Source organism: Yimella radicis, from assembly GCF_054778255.1.
Genome location: NZ_BAAGZR010000009.1, coordinates 246,657 through 272,163, shown reverse-complemented (window position 1 = coordinate 272,163; position 25,507 = coordinate 246,657). Strand labels below are relative to the sequence as shown.

Genomic DNA, 25,507 nt, shown 5'->3' with positions numbered 1-25,507 from the left:
TGCGTTCAGTACCAGCCGGATTCGCGCAATGTTCTGGCGTTTCGGCCCCAAACCTGCGAGTGATTCGCATATTCTCGGGCAATCCGTCGGTGTGGCGGATGTCTCGGTCGCCGGTGGGTGACCCACTCACGAAAGGCCGGCATGGCGGCGTCAGACAAGCAGCAGGGTTCCCGCGTCGGGTCGCTCCTTCGCAGTGCGGGCGGAGTCGTCGGGCGCGCGGCGGGGGTCGGTCGCGGTCGTGCGGCCTCGAACGGCACCGAGGAAGCACCGACCAAGAAGGCTGTCCCCGCGGCGAAGAAGACCACTGCCAAGAAGTCAGCCGCGAAGACGGCTCCGGCAAAGGCTGCTGCCAAGAATTCGGCTCCTGCCAAGAAGGCGACCACGGCACAGACCACCGCGAAGAAGACGACGGCGGCCGGGTCCGCCGCGTCGGCTGCGAAGAGCACGACCAAGGCTGCACCGGCGAAAGCAGCTGCGAAGAGCACCGCCAAGAAGACCGCTGCGAAGACGACCACCGCCAAGAAGACCACCGCCAAGAAGGCACCCGCGACGACCTCGGCGAGCGCGGCCAAGAAGGCGACGAAGAGCGCCCCGGCGAAGACGGCAGCACACAAGGCGTCGTCCACGACGGCGGCAACCACCGAGACAGCTGCCAAGACGGCGCCCGCCAAGAAGGCGACGGCGAAGTCCGCGACCACCGAGAAGACCGCGCCGACGAAGGCCACCGCGGCCAAGAGCGCGCCGACGAAGAAGGCCGCGTCCAAGGCTCCGGTCAAGACCGCCATCGAGGCACAGGCCGCGCCGGTGCCGGTGCCCACGGCGAAGAAGAGCTCCGCGAAGGCGGCTGCCGATCTCGTCGTCCGCGAGGACGAATCGCCGTGGACCGCAGACGAGATCGCCGACGTGCGTAAGGAACTCACCGACGAGATCAACCACTTCGAGCACGAGCTGAAGTCGATCGAAGCCGACATCGCCGGTCTCCTCGACGACGGCAACGTCGGGGCGGGTGACGACCAGGCCGACGTCGGCAGCAAAGCCCTCGAGCGGGAGTACGAGTACTCGCTCGCCCAGACCAACCGTGCGTCGATGGAGCAGGCGGCGCGCGCGCTGGCCCGCACCGATGACGGCACCTACGGTCAGTGCGAAAGCTGCGGCAAGCCCATCGGCAAGCTTCGGCTGCAGGCCTTCCCGCGTGCGACACTGTGCCTGCAATGCAAACAGAAGCAGGAACGCCGCTGAGTCCATCCGTCCGTAGATCCCGCGCGACCCGTCGAGGGTCCGTCGGCCTGCTCGCAGTGGTCGCTGCGACCGGGTTCGCCCTCGACCAGGGCACCAAGGAGTGGGCCCTGGCGGCCCTCGAACCCGGGCAGCCACGAGAGTTGATCGGGACGCTGCTGCAGCTGCGGCTGACGTTCAACCCGGGCGCGGCGTTCTCCATCGGCACGAACGCGACCTGGGTGTTGACGATCATCGCGTGCGTCGTCATCGCGTTCACCATCTACTCGGCACGCAAGCTGCGCAGTCGGGTCTGGGCGCTCGGTCTGGGTCTGCTGATCGGCGGAGCGCTGGGCAACCTGACCGACCGTTTCTTCCGTGAGCCCGGCTTCGGCAAAGGGCATGTCGTCGACTTCCTCGAACTGCCGAACTGGCCGATCTTCAATGTCGCCGACATCTGCGTCGTCACCGCCGCCTGTCTGATCGCGTTGCTGTCGATCCGCGGCATCGGTCTCGACGGCACCAAAGTGACCGAGGATGCGCCGGCCCACAGCAGGCAGGTGTCCGACGATGAGTGAACTCAAAGCGCTGTCGATTCCCGAAGGTCTCGAAGGCGAACGCGTCGACGCCGCAATGGCTCGGATGCTCGGTCTTTCCCGGACCCGTGCGGTCGAACTGGTCACCTCAGGTGCGGTGACCCTCGACCATCGTCCGGTCGCCAAGTCCGACCGTGTGAGTGCCGGTCAGTGGCTCGAAGTCGACATCCCCGCGCAGGTCGACCGCACCCCGCAGGTCAAGCCCCAGAAGATCGACAACCTGCGCATCATCCACGACGACAGCGAAATCGTCGTCGTCGACAAGCCGGCGGGTGTCGCCGCACACCCGAGTGTCGGTTGGGACGGTCCGGACGTCGTGAGCGGACTGGCCGGGGCCGGTTACCGCATCTCCACCTCGGGTGCTCCGGAGCGGCAGGGCATCGTCCAGCGCCTCGACGTCGGCACGTCCGGTCTGATGGTCGTCGCCAAGTCGGAGCGGGCCTACACGGTGCTCAAGCAGGCGTTCCGTGACCGGACCGTCGACAAGACGTATCACGCTCTCGTGCAAGGACTTCCGGACCCTGTCGTCGGCACGATCGAGGCTCCGATCGGTCGCCACCCCAATCACGACTACAAGTTCGCGGTGATGCAGTCGGGTCGCGAGAGCGTGACCCACTATGAACTGCTCGAGGCCTTCAGATCGATGTCGCTGCTCGAGATCCACTTGGAGACCGGCCGCACCCATCAGATCCGGGTGCACTTCTCCGCGCTGCACCACCCCTGCGTCGGCGATCCGCTCTACGGGTCCGACCCCACCGTGGCCAAGAAGCTCGGCCTCGACCGCCAGTGGTTGCACGCGGTGAAGCTCGGCTTCGAGCACCCCGGTTCAGGGGAGTGGGTGACTTTCGAAAGTCCGTACCCTGCGGACCTGCAGCACGCGCTCGAGGTCGCTCGTGGCTGACCTCGGACGCCGAGCGTCACGTGCGACCGCATCCAACGAACGCCTGTCGTACAAGATTTCACGACTGCTCTGCGTCGTGGCACTCATCTCTGCCGTCCTCGTCGGTGGCTTCGGGGTCATGCAGTTCGCCCTCGGGCAACCGGCTTCGGACCTGCTGACCCTCGCCGGCCTGCTACTGGTCGGGTGCTTGTTCCTGTCATTCGTCGCCGTCGTTCACCGCGCCATTGCTGAGCACATCGAAGAGGACCGCTCCTGACCGGGGGACATAACACAGGCCTCATTCGTCCCACCGTGCGCGCTGAGGAGGCGGCTGTCGCAGGTCGGACTTAGACTCGTCGCGATGTCCAGCCAGAGCCACACCCGCAGCGATTTCGTCCACCTCCACGTGCACACCGAGTACTCGATGCTCGACGGTGCTGCGCAGGTGAAACCGCTGCTGGCGGAGGTCGATCGCCTTGGCATGCCGGCCGTCGCCATGAGCGATCACGGCAACATGTTCGGCGCCTACGACTTCCAGGGCGCGGCCAAGGATTTCCCCGACGTGAAGCCGATCATCGGCATCGAGGCGTATGTCGCGCCGTCCGACCGGCGCAATCGCAAGCAGGAGTTCTGGGCCACCAGCGGTCAGCGCGACAACAACGTCGACGGCGAGGGTGGCAAGGACATCTCCGGTGGCGGTCGTTACCTGCACATGACGATGTGGGCCAAGAACGCGACGGGTCTGCGCAACCTGTTCGCGCTGAGCTCGCTGGCCAGCTTCGAGGGTTTCTACGGCAAGCCGCGCATGGACAACGAGATCATGGCGGCGCGCTCCGAGGGCATCATCGCCACCACCGGCTGCCCCTCCGGCGCGGTTCAGACCCGGCTTCGCTTGGGGCAGTTCGAGGAGGCCTGTGCGGCGGCGGCCGAACTGCAGGACATCTTCGGCAAGGAGAACTTCTACCTCGAGCTGATGGACCACGGCGTCGACATCGAGCGCCAGGTCCGCGAGAACCTGTTGCGGGTCGCCAAGCGTCTCGACCTGCCGCTGCTGGCCACCAACGACTCCCACTACGTCACCGAAGACCAGGCCGACAGCCACGACGACCTGCTGTGTGTCGGCGTCGGCCGCAACAAGGATGACCCCAGCCGGTTCAAGTTCAACGGGTCGGGTTACTACATCAAGTCGGCCGACGAGATGCGTGAACTGTTCCGGGAGCTGCCGCAGGCGTGCGACAACACGTTGCGCATCGCCGAACAGATCGAGAGCTACGAAGACGTCTTCAAGCACATCGACCGGATGCCGCAGTTCCCCGACGTCCCCGCCGAGCAGACCCAGTCGCAGTACCTGCGCGAACAGATCAAGATCGGCGTCACCGAGCGGTACGGCGACCAGGTGCCCGACGGCGTCTGGGAGCGCATCGAGACCGAGATGTCGGTCATCGAGCCGATGGGCTTCAGCTCCTACTTCCTCGTCGTCGCCGACATCTGCAAGTACGCACGGGACAACGGCATCCCGCTCGGCCCGGGTCGTGGTTCGGCCGCCGGTTCGCTGGTCGCCTACCTGACCCGCATCATCGAGCTCGACCCGCTCGAACACGGCCTGCTGTTCGAGCGATTCCTCAATCCCGAGCGCATCAGCCCACCCGACGTCGACCTCGACTTCGACGACCGCCAGCGCGACAAGATGGTGCGCTACGTCACCGAGAAGTACGGCGCCGCCTACACCGCACAGGTCAACACCTTCTCCACCATCAAGGCCAAGGCCGCCATCAAGGACGCGAACCGCATCCTCGGTTTTCCGTTCAGCCTCGGCGACCAGATCTCCAAGGCGATGCCGCCCGACGTCCAGGGCAAGGGCGTTCCGCTGGCCTCGACCTACGACAAGGACCACCCGCGCTACAACGAGGGCGTCGACTTCCGGTCGATGATCGAGGCGCAGCCGGAGGTGAAGAAGATCTTCGAGACAGCGCGCGGTCTCGAGGGCAAGATCCGTGGCACCGGTGTGCACGCGGCCGCCGTCATCCTGTCGTCCGAGCCGTTGCTCGACCTGATCCCGATGCATCGCCGCGACAAGGACGGCACGATCATCACCGGGTTCTCCTACCCTCAGTGCGAGGACATGGGCCTGGTCAAGATGGACTTCCTGGGTCTGCGCAACCTCGGCATCATCGACCAGGCGCTGAAGAACATCGAGGCCAACCGTGGCGAGCAGATCACCACCGAGACGATCCCGCTGGACGACCCGAAGACCTACGAGCTGCTCGGTCGTGGTGACACGCTCGGTGTGTTCCAGCTCGACGGCGGCGGGATGCGGACGCTGCTGCGTCAGATGGCGCCGACCGGGTTCGAGGACATCACCGCTGTGCTCGCGCTGTACCGGCCGGGACCGATGGCAGCGAACGCGCACACCGATTATGCCGACCGCAAGAACGGTCGCAAGCCGATCGCCGCGATCCACCCCGAGCTGAAGGACGCGCTCGACCCGATCCTGGGTGAGACCTACCACCTGCTCATCTACCAGGAGCAGATCATGGCGATCGCCCGGGAGCTGGCCGGGTACTCCCTCGGTGGTGCAGACCTGTTGCGTCGTGCCATGGGTAAGAAGAAGCCCGAGGTGCTGGCGAAGGAGTGGGACAACTTCTCCGCCGGAATGACCGCCAACGGCTACTCCAAGGAAGCCACCCAGGCGTTGTGGGACGTCATGCTCCCGTTCGCGGGCTACGCCTTCAACAAGTCGCACGCCGCCGGGTACGCACTCGTGTCCTGCTGGACCGCCTACCTGAAGGCGAACTACCCTGCCGAGTACGCCGCGGCGCTGCTGACGTCCGTCGAGGATTCCAAGGACAAGATGGCGATCTACCTCGCCGACACGCGCAAGCTCGGCATCAAGGTGTTGCCGCCCGCTGTCAACGAGTCGATCGACGACTTCACCGCTGTCGGCGAGGACATCCGTTTCGGTCTGGCCGCTGTACGCAATGTCGGCGGCAACGTCGTCGACGGCATCGTGCAGGCGCGGCAGGAGAAGGGACGCTTCACCTCCTTCGAGGACTTCCTGCGCAAGGTGCCGGCGGTGGTGTGCAACAAACGCACCATCGAATCCCTCATCAAGGCAGGGGCTTTCGACGACCTGCAGCACAAGCGCCAAGGTCTGGTGCACGTGCACGAGACGTATGTCGACTCGCTGGTGGAGGAGAAGCGCAACGAGGCCCACGGCCAGGACAGCCTGTTCGGCGGCTTCGGGGACGACGACGCGGTCACCTTCGCGGCGCTGCCGCCGATCCCCGACATCGAGTGGGACAAGCAGACACTGCTGGCGTTCGAGCGCGACATGCTCGGCCTCTACGTGTCCGACCACCCGCTCTTCGGAATCGAACACGTGCTCGCCCAGCACGCCGACACCCCGATCTCGCGGCTGCTCGGCGAAGACCCGCCCAAGGATCGTTCCCAGGTGACGATCGCCGGACTCGTCACCAGCCTCACCCTGAAGCGCAACAAGAAGGGTGAGTTGTGGGCCATCGCCGAGGTCGAGGACCTCGAGGGTTCGGTCGAGGTGTTGTTCTTCGCCAAGACGTACATGACGGTCTCGACCATGCTCAACACCGACACCGTGTGTGTGATCCGGGCGCAGGTGATGTCGCGCGACGACTCGATCAGTCTCAACGCCCAGGAGATGACCATCCCCGAACTCAAGGGCGACCTGCGCGGGCCCATCGTGCTGACCATGCCGCTCGCCCGGGCCAACAACGGTCTGGCGCTGAAGCTCAAGGGCGTGCTGGCCGAACACCCGGGCGGCACCGAGGTCCATATCCGCCTCGTCCAGCCCGGACGTCAGGTCACGGTGAAACTCGACGAGAAGCTGAAGGTCGCGGCGTCGCCCGCACTCTTCGGCGATCTGAAGGCGCTGCTAGGCCCGACCTGCCTGACAGCCTGAGACAGCAACCGAAAGTCCGCAGAACCCGCGAGGCGACCCGCGAGTTCTGCGGACTTTCGCTGCGGGTTAGCGTGTCCCGGTGACCGATTCTGGGACCCCTCTGCAACCGCCACTGGCCGAACGCATCCCGAGTGAGCGCGTCTTCCACGGCGACGTGTTCGTCGACGACTTCGCCTGGATGCGTGACCACGACGACCCGCGCCTGCTCCCGCACGTCAAGGCGGAGAACGCGTACACCGAGGCGGTCACCGGTCACCTCGCTGTGGGCACGGAGGCCATCTTCGCCGAGATGAAGTCCAGGATCGTCCAGGACGACATTTCGGTGCCGGTTCTGCTCGGTGACTGGTGGTACTACGCGCGCACGGTCGAGGGGCAGCAGTACGAGATTCATTGCCGCACACCACGATCCGTACACGCCGATCGACCCACACCCGTCCCCGGGACGCCGCTGGCGGGGGAGCAGGTGCTGGTCGACGGCAACGCCGAAACCGAGGGCGAGGAGTTCTTCGAACTGGCCGCACTGGAGATCGACCGCACCGGGGAACGGATGGCGATGCTGGTCGACCGCACCGGCGGCGAGCTCTATGACCTCGACGTTCGCGAGATCGCGTCCGGACAGGTGCTCGACCACACGGTGAAGCAGGCAAGTCACGATCTGGCGTGGTCCTACGACGGCACGCACCTGTTCTACGTCCGCCGCGACGACGCTTGGCGTGCTCACCAGGTTTGGCGCCACGAACTCGGCTCGAACACCGAGTCCGACGTGCTGGTGCTGGAGGAGGCGGACGAGATGTTCGCTCTCGGCATCGAATCCTCACGCGACGACAAGTGGCTGGTCATCCAGTCCGGGTCGCAGCTGACCAGCGAGGTCCGACTGCTCGACCTGCGTGACCCGCTCTCCGAACCGCTGCTCGTCGAACCCCGCAAACACGGACTCGACTACTCGGTCGAGGTTGACGGCGACCGAATCATCGTGACGCACAATGGAACTCATGCCGACTTCGCGCTCGCCTGGGCACCGCTGGACGCTCCGGGCCGAGCGAACTGGAAGCCGGTGTACGACCCGGCTGCGGGGGAGCGGGTGCTCGGGGCGCTGGCATTCGAGGGCTTCGTGACGATGTTCCTGCGCCGCGGCGGTCTGCCGACCGCCGACCTGCTGTCGAAGGCGATCGCGGGTGAGGATCCGTACGGCGACCCGCGTCCGATCGACGTGAACGGTATTCCCCGCATCGGCCCCGGTTCGAATCCGAGCTATGACCAGACGACGGTGCAACTCGTCGCCACGTCGCTTCTCACGCCACGCACGGTCGTGGACGTCGATTCCGACGGAGCGAGCTCCGTGCTGAAGGTGCAGGACGTGCGCGGGTTCGACCCGGAGAAGTACGTGGAGGAGCGGGTCTGGGTCACCGCGCGGGACGGCGTCCAGGTGCCGGTCGACATCGCCCGCCGGGCCGACGTCCGCGCCGATGGCACCAACCCCGGATTCATCTACGGCTATGGGTCCTACGAGGTGAGCATCGATCCGGCGTTCTCCGCGCTGCGACTGTCGATGCTCGACCGAGGGGTCGTGTACGCCTTGGCGCACCCGCGTGGCGGCGGTGAGATGGGCCGAGCCTGGTACGACGACGGCAAGATGCTCGCCAAGAACAACACTTTCGACGACTTCGTCGACTGCTCGCGCTGGTTGATCGATCAGCAGTGGGTTGCACCGGATCGGCTTGCGGCAGAAGGAGGTTCGGCCGGAGGACTGCTCATCGGTGCTGTCGTCAACCGGGCGCCGGAGGTCTTCCGTGTGGTGCACGCCGCGGTGCCGTTCGTCGACGCCCTCACCACGATCCTCGACCCGACCCTGCCGCTCACGGTCGGGGAATGGGAGGAATGGGGCAACCCGATCGAGGATCCCCGCGTGTACGCGTACATGAAGGGTTACAGCCCGTACGAGAACATCCGTCCCGTGCAGTACCCGGCGATCCTCGCGACCACGAGCATCAACGACACCCGCGTCTCGTTCGTGGAACCGGTCAAGTGGGTGCAGCAGCTGCGCGAGATCACCACCAACGGGGCCGACCACCCGATCGTGCTGAAGACCGAGATCGTCGCCGGGCACGCCGGCAGCAGCGGACGCTACGACGCCTGGAAGCAGGACGCGTTCGAGATCGCGTTCATGCTCGACCAGATCAAGGCCCTCTGACACTTTCCTGACGCCGAGTGGCCGGGCTATGAACCAGCGTCCGGGTTATATCCCGGCCACCGGTTCACAGCCCGGCCACTCGGTGCGTTCGGATCAGGCCGTCTCCGCCTCGGACTTGATCTTCGCCAGGGTCTGCTTCATGCCGGTCATCAGGTGGGCCTCGAAGGTCGGCTCGCCGCCGAGCACCTTGTCGATCAGCACCTTCGACAGTTTCGTGGTGTCGTTCGAGACGTCACGGGTCTCGGTAAGGCGGGTGCCGCCGTCCGCGGTGGGTTCGAGTTCGTAGATCCAGGTGCTGTGGTTCTCACGGATCTTGAACGCGATCCTGCGCTCGGGCTCGTAAGCGGTGACCTTGCTCTGGGTGGGCCAGACCTTCAGACCCATCCGGTTGATGTTCACCATCGTGGCGCCTTGCTTGATCTCGCCACCGCGCACGATGACCTTCGCCGTGCTCGGGCTCCATTCGGCCATCCGCTTGAGGTCGGAGACGATCTCCCAGACCCTCGCCGGCGGTGCGTCGATGTCGATCGAGGTGGTCAGGTTCGCGGGCATGAACAACTCCTGGACGTCTTCGGGTGATCTGCTCGCGATGTTATGCGGACCGACCCGCTCGCAGGGTCGAACGCCGCCGTCCCGGACGAGTGGCGTCGCTTGAAGTAGGTCGATCGGACGCGTTGCCGGGCGCCTCGCCGACGGACGACAGATCTTCTGGTACGACCCCGACGGCGTTCGCTGCGAGCGCCGGCGACGGTGCCCGCCGCCTGGACTCTCGCTCCCCGTCAGCGCTTCTTGGCCGGGATCCGAAGTCCGCTGGCGATCAGCCGGCGGATCAGCTGACCGCCGCTCACCTCGACCGCGCCGGCGGCGACGACCTGCGCGTAACGGTCCTGCGGAATGTCATAGTGGTCACCGTCGAACAGGTGATCCGGAAGACCGACGGACCGCGCGAAGCTGTGCAACTCCGCGTACGACTCGTCACTGACCAGATGCGACCACAGGCGGTCGTACGCAGGCCAGAACGGCGGGTCGATCAGGACGGTCATGGGCAGTGACTTCACCACGTCGGACGCCGCGGCGCAACTACCGGGCCATGTGCGGCGTCCTGACTCATCTCTCCTGGAGTGCGGCGCCCAACTGCTGCGCGTATTCGGCGGCCTCCCCGTCGGTGTACTTCGTTCGTGGCCAGAAGAATCCGCGTAACCCGTCGCCCTTGGTCCTCGGGACGACGTGGCAGTGCAGGTGTGGAACTGATTGCGACACAGCATTGTTCATCGCGACGAACGTGCCCTGTGAGTCCAGGGCCTGCGGCATCCGTGCGGCGATGTGCTGCACGACGTCGAAGAACGGCGGCACCTGGCCGGACGGCAGGTCGGCGAGTGTCTCGTGGTGCTCGCGAGGCACAACGAGCACATGTCCCTTGAAGACCGGGCGGGTGTCGAGGAAGGCGATGGTGCCGGGGGACTCGTGCACGAAGAAGGCCGCAGTCTCGCCCGAGATGATCTGGCAGAACACGCAGTCGCTCATCGGGCGAGTATCCCGCATCGGATGGGCCGGTCCACCCGTTCCGGTGCTGCGACAGGGCAGGATCTGTGGAATGAACCAACGCGATGTCGAAGGTGCCGCACGTCAGGTCGGTGACTCCGAAGTCGTCGAGTACGGCGCACGGGTCGGGTTCGCCGCGAGCGGTCTGTTGCATCTGCTGATGGCGTGGATCGCGGTCCGTATCGCGTGGTCGAAGGGCGGTGGCAGTGCCGACCAGACCGGCGCCCTCGGCAACCTGTCCGGTCAGCCCGGCGGGAAAGTGATCCTGTGGGTCCTGGTGGTCGGATTCGCCTTGCTCGCGCTGTGGCATCTGACCGAGGCGGCCACCGGCTCGCCCGGGACGGAGGCCAAGGACCGGGCGAAGGACGCCGTCCAGGACGTCGCGAAAACGGTGTTGTTCATGGGTCTTGCCTGGACCACCTACAAGTTCGCCTCGGGCGGTTCGTCCTCCAGCAGTGGCAACACCCGCGACTTCACCGCGAAGCTGATGCATCAGCCCTTCGGACGCGTTCTCGTGGCCATCATCGGTTTGGTGATCCTGGGTGTCGGTGCGTACCACTTCTACAAGGGCTGGACCGAGAAGTTCCGGGAGGACCTGCAGGGCAACCCCGGTGCTGCGGTGATCCATGCCGGTCGAATCGGCTACGTCGCCAAGGGAATTGCACTGGCCATCGTCGGAGGGTTGTTCGTCGTCGGGGGAGCGAAGGGCTCCACGAAGGAGACGACGGGCCTCGACGGTGCGCTGCGCACCTTGCTCGAGCAGCCGTTCGGCAAGATCCTGCTCACCGCCGTCGCTCTCGGCATCGCCTGTTACGGCATCTACTCCTTCGCGTGCGCGAAATTCGCGAAGGTCTGACGAGGTCCGAGCAATTCGGGCAGTCATCGGCACAGGCGGCTATGTATCGCCCTGCGGCGGTTGACTCTCGTTGGGCGTGGTTTCCGGCAAGGCATGGGAGGACGTGCTGCGCCCTGGGGATTGCCACCTCACCGACCTGACTGGGGGCGACCCGAGAGTTTGCGCAGTGAACGTACCCACGCCCACGCTGCGTCCGGACGCGCAGGTCATGGCGTGCGCACCCGGATGTGCCGCGGGCATCTGTACGCAAGGTCCGCGTCACTGAGAGCTCAAAGCGAGCGCCGCCCCCGATGACGGGGACGGCGCTCGCTCGATGTGCAAGTGACCTGACGAATCACAGGTCGTAGTACATCTCGAATTCGTGCGGGTGCGGACGGAAACGGATCGGGTCGACCTCGTTGAGGCGCTTGTAGTCGATCCAGGTCTCGATGAGGTCCTCGGTGAACACGTCGCCCTCGGTGAGGTAGTCGTGGTCGGCCGCGAGTGCGTCCAGCACCTCGGGCAGCGAACCGGGCACCTGCTCGATGTTCGCGTGCTCCTCCGGCGGCAGCTCGTAGAGGTCCTTGTCGACCGGCTCCGGCGGCTCGATGCGGTTCTTGATTCCGTCCAGACCGGCCATCAGCTGAGCCGCGAACGACAGGTAAGGGTTCGCCGACGGGTCGGGGATTCGGAACTCGATGCGCTTGGCCTTCGGCGAGGTGCCGGCGATCGGGATGCGGACGCAGGCCGAACGGTTGCGCGCCGAGTACACCAGGTTGACCGGAGCCTCGTAGCCCGGCACCAGACGGTGGTAGGAGTTCACCGTCGGGTTGGTGAAGGCCAGCAGCGACGGAGCGTGCTTGAGCAGGCCACCGACGTACCAGCGGGCGATGTCGGACAGGCCGCCGTAACCCTTCTCGTCGTAGAAGAGGGGCTCGCCGTCCTTCCAGAGCGACTGGTGGGTGTGCATGCCCGAACCGTTGTCGCCGAACAGCGGCTTCGGCATGAAGGTGGCGGTCTTGCCGGCCTGGAAGGCGGTGTTCTTGATGATGTACTTGAACTTCATGACGTCGTCGCCGGAGCCGAGCAGCGTCGAGAAGGTGTAGTTGATCTCCTGCTGACCGGCGGTGCCCACCTCGTGGTGCGCGCGCTCGACGTTCAGGCCGACCTTGTCCATGTTGACGCACATCTGGTCGCGCAGGTCGGCCATGTGGTCGACCGGCGGGACGGGGAAGTAGCCACCCTTGACGCGCGGCTTGTAGCCCAGGTTGCCGCCCTCTTCGACGCGGCCGGTGTTCCAGGCACCCTCGACGGAGTCGACGTAGTAGTAACCCGAGTGCGAGTTCGTCTCGAAGCGTACGTCGTCGAAGATGTAGAACTCGGCCTCGGCACCGAAGAACGCGGTGTCGGCAATGCCGGTCGACTTCAGGTAGGCCTCCGCCTTCGCGGCGATGTTGCGCGGGTCGCGGCTGTAGGCCTCACCGGTGAACGGGTCGACGATGGAGAAGTTCATGATGAGCGTCTTGCGCTCACGGAACGGGTCGAGGTAGGCCGACTTCGGGTCCGGGATCAGCTTCATGTCGGACTCGTGGATGGCCTGGAAACCTCGGATCGACGAGCCGTCGAACATCTGGCCGGTCTCGAACGCGTCGTGGTCGAACGTCTTGGCAGGCACGTTGAAGTGCTGCATCACGCCCGGCAGGTCACAGAAACGAACATCGACGAACTCGACGCCTTCGTCCTTGATGTACTTCAGGACCTCGTCGGCGTTGTTGAACATGGAACCTCCATCTGGAATGTCACAGCCGGGGTATTCCTCGGCCGTTCGACTGAGTCGACCTTATCGGGGCGCGGTTTCCCGGCAGTGACCCGATTGTTTCGCCCGTGTTACGTCTTGGGCCCCGATGAGCCCGAACATTTCGCGGCATCACGGCTGGCTTAGGCTCGGGACGTGGTTGATCGTCGTGATGTAGGCAGCTGGCTGGAGGGTCCCGGAGCGGTCCGCGAGCGGGCCGAGGGTGACTATCCGGGACGCGACCTGGGCTTGCCGGAGTCGGGACCGGGTTCGATCGCCCGCACCGGCCCCCGCGCGATCGCACTGGTCATCGACTGGGCGCTGTGTTCGCTGATCGCTGCCGGTCTCCTCGGATTCAGCTGGGGTGAACCGGGAGCTGGCAGCTTCAAGCCGTTGCTGGTCTTCGTGATCGAGAACATCCTGCTCGTCGGCACGCTCGGCATGACGGTCGGCCACCGGATCATGGGGTTGATGGTGCTGCGGGTGGACGGCGAACGTGCCGGCCTGGTGCCTGCGACGATCCGGACCCTGCTGCTGGCCCTGGTTCTGCCGGCAGTGATCTGGGACAAGGACGAGCGCGGCTTCCATGACCGGATCGCTCGCACGATGATCGTCCGCACCCGCTGAGGCGCTCACCCGCGCTGCAGTTCACCGGAGCATCCGGTCAGAAACGTCGTAACCCCACGACCATCGAGGTCGTGGGGTGACGAACTGCAGCGGGTGTGTACGTCAGCGGCCGCGCATCCCGCGGCGGTCCGGACGCGCGTTGCGCGGGTCCATGCCCGGGGGGATCGGCGGACGCTTCGTGCCGAGCGCGCGCAGGCGCTTGTTGACGGCAGTTACCTCGGCGGTGGTGAGCTTCTTCTCCAGCTTGCCCATGCGCTTGGTGATCTCGCTGACCGCGACGGTGTCCTCGCCCTGGCCCACGCGGTAGATCGTGATCGGAACCTCGGGACCGACGACCCGTTCGACCCGCTTCTTCTCCGAGTTGAGCAGCTTGCTCGCATTGGCCTTCGGACCTTCACCGATGAGCACGACGCCGGGGCGTCCGACTGCGCGAAAAACCATTGCGGCAGAACCCATGTCGCGAGGGTTGCGGGCACGGCCCGCGTCGGCCGCGACCGGCTCCTGCTCCACGAACCACCCTCGACGCAGCGCACCCAACGCAGCACCGGACGCCCCCGGCTGGCCGTCGAGCTGGCTGTACGCGGCCCGCTCGGCCAACCGGCCGAACACGATCATCATCAGCAGCAGTCCGACCATCAGGCCGATGAAGCCCAGATAGAACGGGTGTCCCCACGCCAGGCCGATCAGCAGCAGGGGAAGGAAGCCGGCGAGGAACGCGAGGGCCATCCACAACGGGATCCGCGGGTTCTGCTTGACGGCGCCCTTGTAGAGGGTGGAGATCTGGCTGAACCGACCCGGCTTGTTGGGGTCCTTGGGCCTGCGTTCGCGGCGCGACTTCTTCGGCGCCTTCGCGGTGGAGGAGGTGGACATGCGGTTCAGGATACTTGCGGGGCGAGCTTGGCCATGAGCGACGCCGCTTCCTGACGGGCGGGCTCGGATGCTGCCTGCGCCAGGTGGCTGAGGTGTTCCGGCACCTCGCGTCCGAGTGCGGCCATGGCTGTGGAGTACAGGCGTCCGGCGCGGTAGGACGAGCGGACCAGGGGTCCGGCCATCACCCCGACGAAGCCGAGGTCACGGGCCACGTCGCTCCAGTGCACGAACTCCTGCGGCTTCACCCATCGGTCGATCGGGTGATGCAGGGGAGAGGGACGCAGGTACTGGGTGATCGTGATGATGTCGCAGCCGGCCTGATGCAGGTCGGTGAGCGCCTGCTCGATCTCGTGCTCCTCCTCGCCCATGCCGAGGATGAGGTTGGACTTGGTGACCAGCTCCTGCTCCTTGGCCATGGTGAGCACCTTGAGCGACTTGTCGTAGGTGAACGCCGGACGGATCCGCTTGAAGATGCGCGGCACCGTCTCCAAGTTGTGCGCGAACACCTCCGGACGTGCGTCGAAGACCTGACCGACCAGGTCCGGCTTGGCGCCGAAGTCGGGCGGGAGGATCTCGACGCCGGTGTTCGGATTGAGTTCGTGGATCTTGCGGATGGTCTCCGCATACAGGCGTGCGGCGCCGTCCGGCTGGTCGTCGCGGGCGACGCCGGTGACTGTGGCGTACCGCAGGTTCATCTGCTGGATGGATTCCGCTACGCGGCGCGGCTCGTCCATGTCGAGTTCGGTCGGGCGACCGGTCGCGATATCACAGAAGTCGCAGCGACGGGTGCAGACGTCACCACCGATGAGGAAGGTGGCCTCGCGGTCCTCCCAGCACTCGAAGATGTTGGGGCAACCGGCTTCCTGGCAGACGGTGTGCAGCCCTTCGCTCTTCACCATCGTGTGCAGCTTGGTGTAGGCCGGACCCATCTTCGCGGTGGTGCGGATCCATTCGGGCTTGCGCTCGATCGGCGTCTCGGCGTTGCGGGCCTCGACGCGCAGCAGGCGGCGTCCCTCCGGTGCGATGGTCATCCTCGAACGGCTCCCTCGATCAACAGACAGTCACGCGCGTGGCGGCGGTGACACGGTTCGTACCAGCGTACGCGGCCGGGTTCAGTCGTCTCGCCCGGAATGGGCTTACTGCCGCGTAGGGGGCTCGGGTCAAAGCACTGAGCGTTTAGCCCAGGATCGAGTCCAGCCGCTTCTCGACGTAGGGCAGCACCTCGGCGACCGTGACGTCGCGACCGAGTTCCCGGGTGAGGTTCGTGACACCCGCGTCCGGAATCCCGCACGGGACGATGGTGGTCGACCACGAGAGATCGCAGTCGCAGTTGAGTGCGAAACCGTGCATGGTCACGTCCCGGCTGACCCGGATGCCTATTGCTCCGACCTTGCGCTCCGGCCTGCCGTCGGACGCCGGGAACCACACGCCGCTGCGTCCCTCGACACGTCCGGCATCCAGCCCGAGATCGCCGCAGACATCGATCATCATCTGCTCGAGCCGTCGCACGTACGCGACCACGTCGATCGGGTCGTCGAGTCGGACGATCGGGTAACCGACCAACTGGCCCGGGCCGTGCCAGGTGATCTTGCCCCCACGGTCCACGTCGATCACCGGGGTGCCGTCGAACGGACGCTCGTGTGGTTCGGTGCGCTTTCCCGCGGTGTAGACCCGAGCGTGCTCGAGCAGCAGGACGGTGTCCTCGCGGGTGCCGTCGACGACCTGCGCATGCACCTGCTTCTGCAGGTCCCAGGCGTGCTGGTAGTCGACGAGATCGGGGTCGAAACCGACGTGTTCGATGCGCATTGACTCAGGGTAGAACCGAGCTGGACCCTCGACGTGCGCGGTTCGGTACGCGCGGGTAGGTGGACGGCGTCCATACAGAAGGCGCGGACCGAGAGGCTCACGCTGCAGACAATGAACACCTTCATCGCTGCGACGAAAGAGCGAACCCTCGTGCCGGCTGGTGGCGGTGGCTCGGGTCAGTACGCCGCGGGCGACGTAGGAGTAGATCGTCGCGGGCTGCACCCCGAGTATTTCGGCTGCCTGCGCTGTCGTGATCAACTCGCCGCTCACGGTTCGACCGTAGGGCAGCACTACCGTGTTCGCATGCGCGTTGGAATCGCCGGGTACGGCATGGCGGGACGTGGAATCCATCGAGCGCAGCTGCGAGCCGCCGGGTTCGAGATCGCGGCTGCGGCAACGTCTTCGGCGGAGCGTTCGGATGCGGTGCGTGCCGACGAGCCGGACGCCGTTGTCGTGCCGGATCTGGACGCCCTTCTCGAGGTGTCGGGCTTGGACCTCGTCGTGCTCGCGACACCGAGCGGGAAGCACTTCGAACACCTGATGGCCTGCATCGCGGCCGGCTTCCCGACTGTCGTCGACAAGCCGATCGCGGTCGACTCCTCGGCTGCCCGAGAGGTGGTCGAGGCTGCTGTGGATGCCGGTTGCCCGTTGACGGTTTTCCACAATCGTCGCTGGGACCCGCCGCACCTGACCGCGAAGAAGCTGATCTCGGACGGCACCATCGGCGACGTCATTCGCTACGAATTCCGTTGGGAGCGTTGGCGTCCCGAACCCAAGGATCGTTGGCGCGAGCAGGCGTCGGCCGCCGACGGAGGGGGGCTGCTGCTCGATCTCGGGACGCACCTGGTCGACTCAGCGGTCGATCTCTTCGGACCGGTGGAGTCGGTCTTCGCGACGGTCTCGGCTCACACGACCGTCGCCGAGGATGCTGCGGTGCTCCTGTGTCGACACGCCTCGGGTGTCGTGTCCGAGCTGTCGACCACCTCGCTCGCGGGCGCTCCCGGACCACGGTTGCGGATGAGCGGGACGAAGGCGGCGTACGTCGTCACCGAGTTCGAGACCGAACCCAACGCCTTTCTCGGGTTCGAGAACTCCGAGGGCCACATCGGTTGGATCGCTCGTGGCGAGACCAGGGAACCGGTCCGCGAAGTGCAGGCCTCCACGACCTTCTACCAGCAGGTCGCGGCCGCGCTGCGCAGCGGCGACGTCCAGGCGGCGATGCCGGTGGACCCGTGGGACGCGGTCCACACGGCGCGGGTGATCGATGCGGCCCGGCGCTCGGCCGAGAATTGGCAAGCGGTCCTGGCAACGACATTCGGCCGCTGATCCCTTCGTGCCGAAGACCTGGTCGAGTTCGGCACAGCTGACCTGGTTCGCCGGGCGAACCTCGACCCGGGCGAACCTCGACCCGGGCGAACCTCGACCCGGTCGGTCCTCGCCCCTGTCGTCACTCCACGACGAGGTGCTGGTGACCGTCGATGTGCTCGCGTGCGAGGTCGAGGCGGCCGGCGTGCGTAGCCGTTTCGGTGAGCAATCTCAGGACGACTTCTCGCGACGTCTCGAACGCAGGGAAGGGGAAGATATCCGGGCCGGGCCACCACTTCGGGGCACAGTCGACATCGAGGTCTGCGAGGAGATCGTCGACGTGCATGGTCCAGCGTCGGTAGGTGTCGATCGCATCAGCGCCGCGCGTCACCGGCACCTGCCACCCGTCCTGGACGAGCCCGATCGCTTCCTCGTCGCCGCCGAGAACCGCTGCACCCCAGAAGATCTCGTCGTCGTAGGTGAGGTGGTTGATCATTCGGGCGATCGACCATCCGGACGGTGCCACCGGCTGGAGCAACTGGTCATCGCCGAGGTCGTCCGTCGTCGCCAGCACGTGTGCTCGCTGGGCATTCAGGTGAGCGAACAGCAGCGTGCGTTCATCGATCATGCCGCCCAACTTATCGGGGGTCGGAATGACTGTCACCGGCGCGACGATTGGTGCCCGAGGGCGTGCTCGACCTTCGCGGTGACTCCGGTGTCGGAATCGACCAACTCCTCGTCTATCGCGGCGTACCGCGCCATGGCCATGGCTTGGACCGCTTGTGAGGTGGACGCCAACTGGTGCGGAGCCTTTAACGGCTTCTTCGAGCATGCGGTCGGCGTCGGCGTCGGCGGGGCCGACGCCGAGGAACGCACTCACCGTCACATCATCACTGCTCGGGCCCGGGTGGTGTGGATAACTTCCGACGGCGTTGTCGATCGGTGGGACGGTGTCGGCATGGACGAGCTCATGGACGGCAGCGGGAAGCCGGTGATTCCCGGTTACGAGGTGATCGACCGACTGGGCGCCGGGGGATCGGGTGAGGTCTGGGTAGTGCGACGTCCGGACGGAATTCGTCTGGCAGCCAAACTGATTCACTCGTCTCACGAGCGTACCGTCGGGGAGGAGGACTTCCTGCGCAGACTGGATCATGATCATGTGGTCCGGTTGCGCGACACCGTGCGGGAGGAAGGCGGGGACGAACGCACCGTGCTCATCCTCGATCTGGCCGAAGGTGGATCGTTGGCAGATGCGATCGAAGCCCGGCGCACCCTCACCCCAGGTGAACTGGTGACCGTGCTGACCCCGATCGCGCGAACCCTGCACGACCTCCACGGCTCCGGACTCGTCCATGCCGACATCTCGACCGGCAACATCCTGTTCACCGACGCCGGCAAACCGCTGCTGGCAGACCTCGGCGTTGCCAGGCTGGCCGGCAGCTATGACGACACCACCTGGGCCACGGATGCGTGGGCCGCGCCCGAGGTACTCGCGGGACAGCCCGCGGGACCGGCGTCCGACGTCTACGCACTCGGCGCAGTGGCTTGGGCCTGCGTGACCGGCACTCCGCCACCGCCGTTGCTCCAGCGCCCCGAGCTTCAGGGTGTGGCATCGCACCTGGATGGGTCGGTCATCGAGTTGATCGACGAGGCGATGTCGTTCGATCCGGAAGAACGTCCCAGCGCAGGCGAGTTCGCGCTGCGCCTGTGGCGATGCGCCGAAGCGCGACCGGCGCCGGTGGCCGGCAGTCGAGGATCGCGCCGAGCAGCAGACGCCCAAGGACCGGTGCTGCTCACGCGTCGGATGATCCGTGCGGCCAAGGCCGTGGAGGATGCCGAGACCGACCCTGAACCGTCTCTGCGGTCACGGCTCGCCTCGAAGCGTCCCGCTCGACACGCGCTGGTAACCGGAGCGGGTGCGGCACTGGTTACCTCGGTCGTCGCGGCGGGAGTCTGGGCGCTCGTGCCCGACGAACCGACGTACGCCACCGGCCACGTCGATCCGTCCACGCCGACTTCTGCGCGGCCGGCGGTCCAGCAGCCGTCGGCTGCCGCTCCACCCGCCGCGAAGCTTGTCCCGAAGCCGGTCCCGGAGCCGGCTGTGGCGCTCAAGACCCCGTCCCAGATCGTCAGCGACCTGGTGGCGGCTCGAGCGAGGGCATGGAACCAGGAGGACCCCCAACTTCTGGTCCATGCCCTCGCCCCGAATTCACCCGCGGACAAAGCAGATCGGACCGCACTCGCGACGGCGCAGCGGCAGGGTGCCGATTACGGGCAGGTGAGGTTCGACGTGGGACAGGTCTCGGTCACCAAGAGGTCGGCCAGCCGGATGACGGTGATCACCACGGTGCAACGACCCGACTACGTGGTCACCACAGCCTCCGTCACACATGACCGACCGGCCAACTCCCAGCGCGTGACTCTCGAACTGGTGCGGTCGGGTCAGTCGTGGTTGATCCACTCGTGGCGATGAACAACCCGTCCGGCAAACGCGAAGGCCGGCCCCGTCGCCGGGACCGGCCTCAAGCGGGTGCTGCTCAGACCTCGAAGGCGCCCTCTTCCAAGCGCTCCTTCATGTGCGTCAGGAACCGCGCAGCATCGGCGCCGTCGACGATGCGGTGGTCGTACGACAGGGCCAGGTAGACCATCGAGCGGATCGCGATCGTCTCGCCACCGTCACCGTCCGGCACCACGACCGCACGCTTGACCACCGAGCCGGTGCCCAGGATGCCGACCTGGGGCTGGTTGATGATCGGGGTGTCGAACAGCGCACCACGGCTGCCGGTGTTGGTGAGGGTGAACGTGCCACCGCCCAGTTCGTCCGGCGTGATCTTGTTGCCGCGGGTGCGGTCGGCGAGGTCGGCGATCTTGCGCGACAGACCGGCGATGTTCAGGTCGCCGGCGTTCTGGATGACCGGGACGAACAGACCCTTCTCGGTGTCGACCGCGATGCCGAGGTTCTCCGCGGGGTGGTACACGATCGAGTCGTCCTGCACGCTCGCGTTGAGCTGCGGGTACGCCTTGAGTGCCTCCACCGCGGCCAGCGCGAAGAACGGCATGAAGCTGAGCTTGACGCCTTCACGCTGCTGGAAACCGGCCTTCGCCTTGTCACGCAGACGCGCGATCTTGGTCACGTCGACCTCGACGACCGTGGTCAGCTGGGCCGAAACCTGCAGCGACTCCACCATGCGCGTCGCGATCAGCTTGCGCATACGGGTCATTTTCTCGGTCGTGCCGCGCTTCGGCGAGACCGCAGCCGGAGTCGACTGGCCACCGGACGCGGCGGGTGCCGGTGCGTCCTGCGAAGCGGCCGGAGCCTCTTCCTGCTCGGGCGCCTTCGCGGCCTCCGCGGCAGCCTGGACATCCTGCTTGCGGATGCGTCCACCGACACCGGACCCCTTGATCGACGACAGGTCGACTCCGGCCTCCTCGGCAAGCTTGCGCACCAACGGGGTGACGTACCCGGCGTCACCGGCGGTCGAAGCGGGCTTCGCGTCGGTGCTGTCCGGCTTCTTGTCCTGCTTGGGAGCCTGCTCCTGCTGCTGTGCGGCTTGCTGCTTCTGCTGCTTGGCCTCGTCCTCCTTGCCGGGGGCGGCCTCGGGCTCGGGAGTCTCTTCCTTGTTCTCGGCCGCAGCGGCGGCCTTGTCCTGCGTGTCGCCGGACTCCTCCTGTGCCTTCGGCTCTTCCTGGGCGTCCTGCTTCGGCTCCTCGGACTTCTCCTCGGACTTCGCCGGCGTCTCGTCCTTCTTGGGCTGGGATCCGCCGGCTTCTCCGCCGACGACGGCGAGGTCGGCGCCGACCGGAACGGTCTCGTCCTCCTGCACCAGGATCTTGGTCAGCTTGCCCGCAACGGGGGAGGGCACCTCGGTGTCGACCTTGTCGGTCGAGACCTCGAGCAGCGGCTCGTCGACAGCGACGTCATCGCCCTCGGCCTTCAGCCAGCGGGTGATGGTGCCTTCGGTGACCGACTCGCCCAGAGCCGGCATCTTGATGGTCTCGCCGCCCTCGACGTCGCCATCACCAGAGCCGCCGGACGACTCCGACGAGGAGTCGGACTCGGCCTGGTCGGCGCCCTCTTCCTTGGCCGTCTCCTCGGAGGCCTCTTCCTTGCCCTCGGCAGCCGCGGCTTCCTCGGAGCCGGCGGACGAGTCGTCCGACTTCTCCTCGGTCTTCTCCTGCGCCTTCGGCTCTTCCTTCTCCTCGCCGGAGTCGGAGGAGTCGGACGAGCCGGATGCCTCACCGTCACCGATCACTGCGAGGTCGGCGCCGACCGGAACGGTCTCGTCCTCCTCGACCAGGATCTCCTGCAGGGTGCCGGCAACCGGCGAAGGGATTTCGGTGTCGACCTTGTCGGTCGAGACCTCGAGCAACGGTTCATCGACGGCCACCTCGTCGCCGACACTCTTCAGCCATCGGGTGACGGTGCCTTCCGTCACGGATTCGCCGAGTGCGGGCATCGTCACGCGTTCAGACATGTGTGCAGTCTCCTTGTGTTGGGTGGCTCAAGTCCATCTTCGTCTCATGCATGCGCATGCAGGGGCTTTCCGGCCAGTGCGAGATGCGCTTCGCCGAGAGCCTCGTTCTGGGTGGGGTGGGCGTGGATCATCGACGCGACGTCGTCGGGCAGTGCCTCCCACCCGACGATCAGCTGCGCCTCGCCGACCTGTTCGCCCATACGGGCGCCGATCATGTGGACGCCGACCACGGCGCCCTCCTTGGCGCGGACGAGCTTCACGAAACCCTGCGTCTGCAGGATCTGGCTCTTGCCGTTGCCGCCGAGGTTGTACTCGTAGGTGCTGATCTCGCCGTGCTCGGCCTTCGCCTGCTCCTCGGTCAGGCCGACCGAGGCGATCTCGGGGTCGCAGTAGATGACGCGCGGGATGGTGCTCTCCACGAGCGGGGCAGGCTCGAGACCGGCGATGTCCTCGGCCACGAAGATCCCCTGGGCGAACCCGCGGTGCGCCAACTGCAGACCGGGGACGATGTCGCCCACCGCGCGCACGGACTCCACAGTGGTGCGGCAGCGCTCGTCGGCCAGGACGAATCCGCGGTCGACCTTCACGCCGGCCTCCTCGTAGCCGAGCCTGTCGGTGACCGGGCCGCGGCCGACGGCCACCAGCAACAGGTCGGCATCGATCGTTTCACCGGACTCCAACTGCACGCTCACGCCGTCGTCGCTCGCCGTGGCAGCGGCGAACTTCACGCCGGTCTTCGAGGTGATCTTGCGCTTCTTGAAGGAGCGTTCGAGTTGCTTGGAGATCGCTTCGTCCTCGGCCGCGACCAGGCGGGGCAACGCCTCGACGATGGTGACCTGAGCACCGAAGGAGTTGAACACCGAAGCGAACTCGACGCCGATCACGCCTCCACCGAGCACGACGACCTTCTCCGGGACGAAGTCGAGCGTCAGGGCCTGGTCGCTGGTCATGATGCGCGGCCCGAGCTCGAGACCGGGCAGGCTCTTGGCGTACGAACCGGTGGCGAGGACGACGTGCTTGCCGGTCAGTGTGCGGTCGCCGACGGTGACCGTGGTGGGGGATGACAGGCGTCCCTCACCCTCGACGTAGTCGATGGCGGCCGACTTCACCAGGCCCTGCAGGCCCTTGTGCAGACGGGAGATGACGCCGTCCTTGTACTTGTGCACGCCCGCCATGTCGATCGATTCGAGGGCGGTATTGACCCCGAACTTCGCGCCTTCGCGTGCGGAGTCGGCGACCTCGGCGGCATGCAGCAGCGCCTTGGTCGGGATGCAGCCGCGGTGCAGGCAGGTGCCGCCGAGCTTGTCCTTCTCGACCAGCGCGACACTCAGACCCAGTTCGGCGGCCCGCAGCGCGCATGCGTAACCGCCGCTGCCTCCGCCCAGGATCACGATGTCGTAGGTCTGGTCGGTGGATCGCGCCATTGGCTCGTAGCTCCTCACGGGGTTGCGCACAGGGGACCGCGTCGAGATCGTCGACGCCGACAATCTTGGCACTGCCGCCGAATTCGCCGAACAGGTGGTTGTCAACTGGAGAGTAATCACTGGAACGGGTGCCACGTCCGTGCGAGAGTGTTCCGACACGGGAGACCTTGCGCGATGGTCTTCCAGCCGAGCAGAAGGAGTGGACATGTCAGGCGACAAGCCGTCACCCAGCGATGAGATGAAGGCGAAGTTCCGCGAGGCCCTCGACAAGAAGAAGGCGCACGGCGGACGGGACGTGTCCGATCACTCGGCGCAGTCCAAGGTTGCCGGCACGCACGACGCCGAGACTTCGGGGACGCAGCAGATGTTCCGCCGCAAGTCCGGCGGCTGACAGACCGGGCAATCAGGCCGAAACGACGAAGGACGCGCCACGGATGTCCGTGGCGCGTCCTTCGTCGTTCGGAAACAGCGATCAGGCGCGTCCCTCGGCCAGCGCCACCAGCGTGCGGACGCTGTGTCCGGTGGCTCCGACGGGGGTGTAGCCGTAGGCGCCCGCCTCGTTGTAGGCCGGACCGGCGATGTCGAGGTGTGCCCACGGCAACTGCGCGCCGGACGTGTCGTCACCGACGAACTCGCGCAGGAACAACGCGGCGGTGATCATCCCGCCCATGCGCTCGCCGGTGTGCTTCATGTCGGCGACGTTGGACTTCATCGGCGGACGCAGTTCGTCCAGCAGCGGGATCGGCCACATCGCCTCACCGGCGGTGGCGGCAGCGTTCAACACCTCGTCCCGCACGCCGTCGACGTTGGACAGGACGGCCGTGGTGCGCGGACCGAGCGACAGGACGGCGGCGCCGGTGAGGGTCGCGACATCGATGACCAGGTCGGGGTCGGCCTTCGAGGCGAAGCACAGACCGTCGGCCATGACCAGGCGGCCTTCGGCGTCGGTGTTGATGATCTCGACGGTCTTGCCGTTCGGCATGGTCACGACGTCACCAGGGCGCTGGGCGTCCGAGCCGGTGAGGTTCTCGGCGAGGCACAGGTAGGTGGTGACCGCGATCGGCAGACCGAGCGCCGCGATCGCAGCGGTCGCCGCAGCCACCGATGCGGCTCCCGCCATGTCGCACTTCATCGTCACCATGCCGGTCGCCGGCTTGATGCACAGGCCACCGCTGTCGAAGGTGATGCCCTTCCCGACGAGCGCGATGTGCGCCTTGGCCTTGGCCGGCTTGTAGGTGAGGGTGACCAGGCGCGGCGGACGCGACGAACCGCGTCCGACACCGACCAGGCCGCCGCAGTTCTGACGGGCGAGCGCCTTCTCGTCCAGCACCTGCACCTTGACCTCTGTGCCGGCGAAGTGCCGCTTGGCCTCGGCCGCGAAGGAGGCCGGGTAGAGGTCGAGCGGGGGCATGTTGACCAGGTCGCGGGCCCAGGCCTGCTCGTCGGCGAGGATCTGTGCGCGCTTCACCCCGGTCTTGGTGGTGGACGCCTTCGCGACCGACGAGGACACGGACGCCTTCGCCAGCGGCTTGGGCTTGGCGCCGGTGGCGCGGTAGGAGGTGTACTCGTAGGCGCCGAAGCGCAGACCCTCGACGGCCGCGACCGTCAGCGCCGCGGTGTCACTGGGGAAACCGAAGGACGCGTGGGCCACGTCCGGCAGGGCGCGAGCGGCCGAACCGGCGGCGCGACGGACCGCCTCGACGTCGGCGTCGACCGGCTCGTGGTCGAGACCGGACCCGGCTGCGACGACGTACCCGCTCGTGCCGGCGATGCCGGTCAGCTTCACGATCTCGTCGGCCGCACCGCAGGCGCCGAGGACGGAGAGCGCCTCGTTCACGGACTCGGCCACCGCCGGGTCGAGGTTCGCGCCGGAAACGCTCGCCTTGCCGTCGACGGCGAGGGTCATCACGACCAGGACGGGCGCCGAGACCTTGTCGGCGGGACGGTCGGTCAGGGTCACTGTGGTCACGGGTGAGTGTCCTCTCGGAGTACTTCTACGGTGGTGTTGTCGG

At 66.5% G+C, this 25,507-nt stretch carries 22 protein-coding genes; 11 read left to right on the top strand and 11 right to left on the bottom strand.

The genetic code is table 11. The features are described 5' to 3' along the window. The first annotated feature begins 117 nt into the window (after positions 1–117). From ACYU8W_RS08430 to ACYU8W_RS08405, 6 genes are all read left to right on the top strand, one after another. Positions 118–1,239, top strand: coding sequence for a TraR/DksA family transcriptional regulator (locus tag ACYU8W_RS08430; RefSeq protein WP_499468228.1), 1,122 nt, complete (start codon positions 118–120; stop codon positions 1,237–1,239). Next, the gene (lspA, locus tag ACYU8W_RS08425; protein WP_499468226.1) at positions 1,212–1,793 is read left to right on the top strand and encodes a signal peptidase II; all 582 of its coding nucleotides are present in this window, start codon (positions 1,212–1,214) and stop codon (positions 1,791–1,793) included. The genes ACYU8W_RS08430 and lspA overlap by 28 nt, the downstream gene beginning before the upstream one ends. After that, a complete protein-coding gene (locus ACYU8W_RS08420; RefSeq protein ID WP_205744622.1) occupies positions 1,786–2,712 on the top strand; it encodes an RluA family pseudouridine synthase in 927 nt (308 codons plus the stop codon). Before lspA ends, ACYU8W_RS08420 begins: the two co-directional genes overlap by 8 nt. After that, positions 2,705–2,968 (top strand): hypothetical protein, encoded by a 264-nt coding sequence (locus ACYU8W_RS08415; protein ID WP_499468224.1) that lies wholly within the window; start codon positions 2,705–2,707, stop codon positions 2,966–2,968. The genes ACYU8W_RS08420 and ACYU8W_RS08415 overlap by 8 nt, the downstream gene beginning before the upstream one ends. Before the next feature lie 84 nt (positions 2,969–3,052). Then, complete coding sequence (gene dnaE, locus ACYU8W_RS08410; protein ID WP_499468223.1) at positions 3,053–6,625, top strand: DNA polymerase III subunit alpha; 3,573 nt, start codon at positions 3,053–3,055, stop codon at positions 6,623–6,625. 79 nt (positions 6,626–6,704) lie between these two features. Beyond that, positions 6,705–8,816 carry a S9 family peptidase gene (locus tag ACYU8W_RS08405; protein WP_499468221.1) on the top strand — a complete coding sequence of 704 codons (2,112 nt, stop codon included), beginning with the start codon at positions 6,705–6,707 and terminating at the stop codon, positions 8,814–8,816. A gap of 93 nt (positions 8,817–8,909) precedes the next feature. On the opposite strand, the gene ACYU8W_RS08400 is transcribed toward ACYU8W_RS08405, so the two are convergent. From ACYU8W_RS08400 to ACYU8W_RS08390, 3 genes are all read right to left on the bottom strand, one after another. Further along, on the bottom strand, positions 8,910–9,368 hold the full coding sequence (locus ACYU8W_RS08400; RefSeq protein ID WP_499468219.1) for an SRPBCC family protein: 459 nt from the start codon (positions 9,366–9,368) through the stop codon (positions 8,910–8,912). A 227-nt stretch (positions 9,369–9,595) separates the two neighbouring features. Then, complete coding sequence (locus ACYU8W_RS08395) at positions 9,596–9,859, bottom strand: DUF4031 domain-containing protein (RefSeq protein ID WP_129624057.1); 264 nt, start codon at positions 9,857–9,859, stop codon at positions 9,596–9,598. A 64-nt stretch (positions 9,860–9,923) separates the two neighbouring features. Beyond that, positions 9,924–10,340 (bottom strand): HIT family protein, encoded by a 417-nt coding sequence (locus ACYU8W_RS08390; RefSeq protein WP_499468217.1) that lies wholly within the window; start codon positions 10,338–10,340, stop codon positions 9,924–9,926. Positions 10,341–10,410: 70 nt separating this feature from the next. Here ACYU8W_RS08390 and ACYU8W_RS08385 point away from each other — a divergent pair, with 70 nt between their 5' ends. After that, positions 10,411–11,214, top strand: coding sequence for a DUF1206 domain-containing protein (locus ACYU8W_RS08385; RefSeq protein ID WP_499468215.1), 804 nt, complete (start codon positions 10,411–10,413; stop codon positions 11,212–11,214). A gap of 334 nt (positions 11,215–11,548) precedes the next feature. On the opposite strand, the gene glnA is transcribed toward ACYU8W_RS08385, so the two are convergent. Continuing rightward, positions 11,549–12,973 carry a type I glutamate--ammonia ligase gene (glnA, locus tag ACYU8W_RS08380; protein ID WP_129624054.1) on the bottom strand — a complete coding sequence of 475 codons (1,425 nt, stop codon included), beginning with the start codon at positions 12,971–12,973 and terminating at the stop codon, positions 11,549–11,551. Positions 12,974–13,144: 171 nt separating this feature from the next. On the opposite strand from glnA, the gene ACYU8W_RS08375 reads away from it, so the two are divergent. Continuing rightward, a complete protein-coding gene (locus ACYU8W_RS08375; protein WP_129624053.1) occupies positions 13,145–13,615 on the top strand; it encodes an RDD family protein in 471 nt (156 codons plus the stop codon). Between the two features lie 102 nt (positions 13,616–13,717). Here the strand turns inward: ACYU8W_RS08375 and ACYU8W_RS08370 are convergent, their stop codons facing one another. The 3 genes from ACYU8W_RS08370 to lipB form a co-directional block, all read right to left on the bottom strand. Beyond that, positions 13,718–14,485, bottom strand: coding sequence for a DUF4191 domain-containing protein (locus ACYU8W_RS08370; RefSeq protein WP_499468212.1), 768 nt, complete (start codon positions 14,483–14,485; stop codon positions 13,718–13,720). A gap of 5 nt (positions 14,486–14,490) precedes the next feature. Next, entirely contained in the window at positions 14,491–15,516 is a 1,026-nt protein-coding gene (gene lipA, locus ACYU8W_RS08365) for a lipoyl synthase (RefSeq protein ID WP_499468210.1), read from the bottom strand. Between the two features lie 145 nt (positions 15,517–15,661). Then, entirely contained in the window at positions 15,662–16,642 is a 981-nt protein-coding gene (lipB, locus tag ACYU8W_RS08360; RefSeq protein ID WP_499468208.1) for a lipoyl(octanoyl) transferase LipB, read from the bottom strand. Here lipB and ACYU8W_RS08355 point away from each other — a divergent pair. Beyond that, positions 16,595–17,617, top strand: a complete 1,023-nt coding sequence (locus ACYU8W_RS08355; protein WP_499468206.1) for a Gfo/Idh/MocA family protein — start codon at positions 16,595–16,597, stop codon at positions 17,615–17,617. The genes lipB and ACYU8W_RS08355 overlap by 48 nt on opposite strands. A 121-nt stretch (positions 17,618–17,738) precedes the next feature. Here the strand turns inward: ACYU8W_RS08355 and ACYU8W_RS08350 are convergent, their stop codons facing one another. Further along, positions 17,739–18,224, bottom strand: coding sequence for a mycothiol transferase (locus ACYU8W_RS08350; RefSeq protein WP_499468204.1), 486 nt, complete (start codon positions 18,222–18,224; stop codon positions 17,739–17,741). Positions 18,225–18,362: 138 nt separating this feature from the next. Here ACYU8W_RS08350 and ACYU8W_RS08345 point away from each other — a divergent pair, with 138 nt between their 5' ends. Continuing rightward, positions 18,363–20,069: a serine/threonine protein kinase gene (locus tag ACYU8W_RS08345; RefSeq protein WP_499468202.1), complete on the top strand. Its 1,707-nt coding sequence runs from the start codon at positions 18,363–18,365 to the stop codon at positions 20,067–20,069. Positions 20,070–20,133: 64 nt separating this feature from the next. On the opposite strand, the gene sucB is transcribed toward ACYU8W_RS08345, so the two are convergent. Then, complete coding sequence (gene sucB / locus ACYU8W_RS08340) at positions 20,134–22,071, bottom strand: 2-oxoglutarate dehydrogenase, E2 component, dihydrolipoamide succinyltransferase (RefSeq protein WP_499468200.1); 1,938 nt, start codon at positions 22,069–22,071, stop codon at positions 20,134–20,136. Positions 22,072–22,115: 44 nt separating this feature from the next. Beyond that, positions 22,116–23,495 (bottom strand): dihydrolipoyl dehydrogenase, encoded by a 1,380-nt coding sequence (gene lpdA / locus ACYU8W_RS08335; RefSeq protein WP_499468198.1) that lies wholly within the window; start codon positions 23,493–23,495, stop codon positions 22,116–22,118. A 205-nt stretch (positions 23,496–23,700) separates the two neighbouring features. Between lpdA and ACYU8W_RS08330 the strand changes: the two genes are divergently transcribed. Continuing rightward, complete coding sequence (locus ACYU8W_RS08330) at positions 23,701–23,886, top strand: DUF5302 domain-containing protein (RefSeq protein WP_499468197.1); 186 nt, start codon at positions 23,701–23,703, stop codon at positions 23,884–23,886. Between the two features lie 81 nt (positions 23,887–23,967). On the opposite strand, the gene ACYU8W_RS08325 is transcribed toward ACYU8W_RS08330, so the two are convergent. Next, a complete protein-coding gene (locus ACYU8W_RS08325; protein ID WP_499468195.1) occupies positions 23,968–25,464 on the bottom strand; it encodes a leucyl aminopeptidase in 1,497 nt (498 codons plus the stop codon). Positions 25,465–25,507: the final 43 nt, after the last annotated feature.

Excerpts from the sequence above, each read along its gene's own strand:
- lspA (WP_499468226.1), top strand. The coding sequence starts at position 1,212 with ATGCAAACAGAAGCAGGAACGCCGCTGAGTCCATCCGTCCGTAGATCC.
- ACYU8W_RS08420 (WP_205744622.1), top strand. The coding sequence starts at position 1,786 with ATGAGTGAACTCAAAGCGCTGTCGATTCCCGAAGGTCTCGAAGGCGAA.
- dnaE (WP_499468223.1), top strand. The coding sequence starts at position 3,053 with ATGTCCAGCCAGAGCCACACCCGCAGCGATTTCGTCCACCTCCACGTG.
- ACYU8W_RS08400 (WP_499468219.1), bottom strand. The coding sequence starts at position 9,368 with ATGCCCGCGAACCTGACCACCTCGATCGACATCGACGCACCGCCGGCG.
- ACYU8W_RS08395 (WP_129624057.1), bottom strand. The coding sequence starts at position 9,859 with ATGACCGTCCTGATCGACCCGCCGTTCTGGCCTGCGTACGACCGCCTG.
- ACYU8W_RS08390 (WP_499468217.1), bottom strand. The coding sequence starts at position 10,340 with ATGAGCGACTGCGTGTTCTGCCAGATCATCTCGGGCGAGACTGCGGCC.
- ACYU8W_RS08385 (WP_499468215.1), top strand. The coding sequence starts at position 10,411 with ATGAACCAACGCGATGTCGAAGGTGCCGCACGTCAGGTCGGTGACTCC.
- glnA (WP_129624054.1), bottom strand. The coding sequence starts at position 12,973 with ATGTTCAACAACGCCGACGAGGTCCTGAAGTACATCAAGGACGAAGGC.
- ACYU8W_RS08370 (WP_499468212.1), bottom strand. The coding sequence starts at position 14,485 with ATGTCCACCTCCTCCACCGCGAAGGCGCCGAAGAAGTCGCGCCGCGAA.
- lipA (WP_499468210.1), bottom strand. The coding sequence starts at position 15,516 with ATGACCATCGCACCGGAGGGACGCCGCCTGCTGCGCGTCGAGGCCCGC.
- ACYU8W_RS08355 (WP_499468206.1), top strand. The coding sequence starts at position 16,595 with ATGCGCGTTGGAATCGCCGGGTACGGCATGGCGGGACGTGGAATCCAT.
- lipB (WP_499468208.1), bottom strand. The coding sequence starts at position 16,642 with ATGGATTCCACGTCCCGCCATGCCGTACCCGGCGATTCCAACGCGCAT.
- ACYU8W_RS08350 (WP_499468204.1), bottom strand. The coding sequence starts at position 18,224 with ATGATCGATGAACGCACGCTGCTGTTCGCTCACCTGAATGCCCAGCGA.
- ACYU8W_RS08345 (WP_499468202.1), top strand. The coding sequence starts at position 18,363 with ATGGCTTGGACCGCTTGTGAGGTGGACGCCAACTGGTGCGGAGCCTTT.
- sucB (WP_499468200.1), bottom strand. The coding sequence starts at position 22,071 with ATGTCTGAACGCGTGACGATGCCCGCACTCGGCGAATCCGTGACGGAA.
- lpdA (WP_499468198.1), bottom strand. The coding sequence starts at position 23,495 with ATGGCGCGATCCACCGACCAGACCTACGACATCGTGATCCTGGGCGGA.
- ACYU8W_RS08330 (WP_499468197.1), top strand. The coding sequence starts at position 23,701 with ATGTCAGGCGACAAGCCGTCACCCAGCGATGAGATGAAGGCGAAGTTC.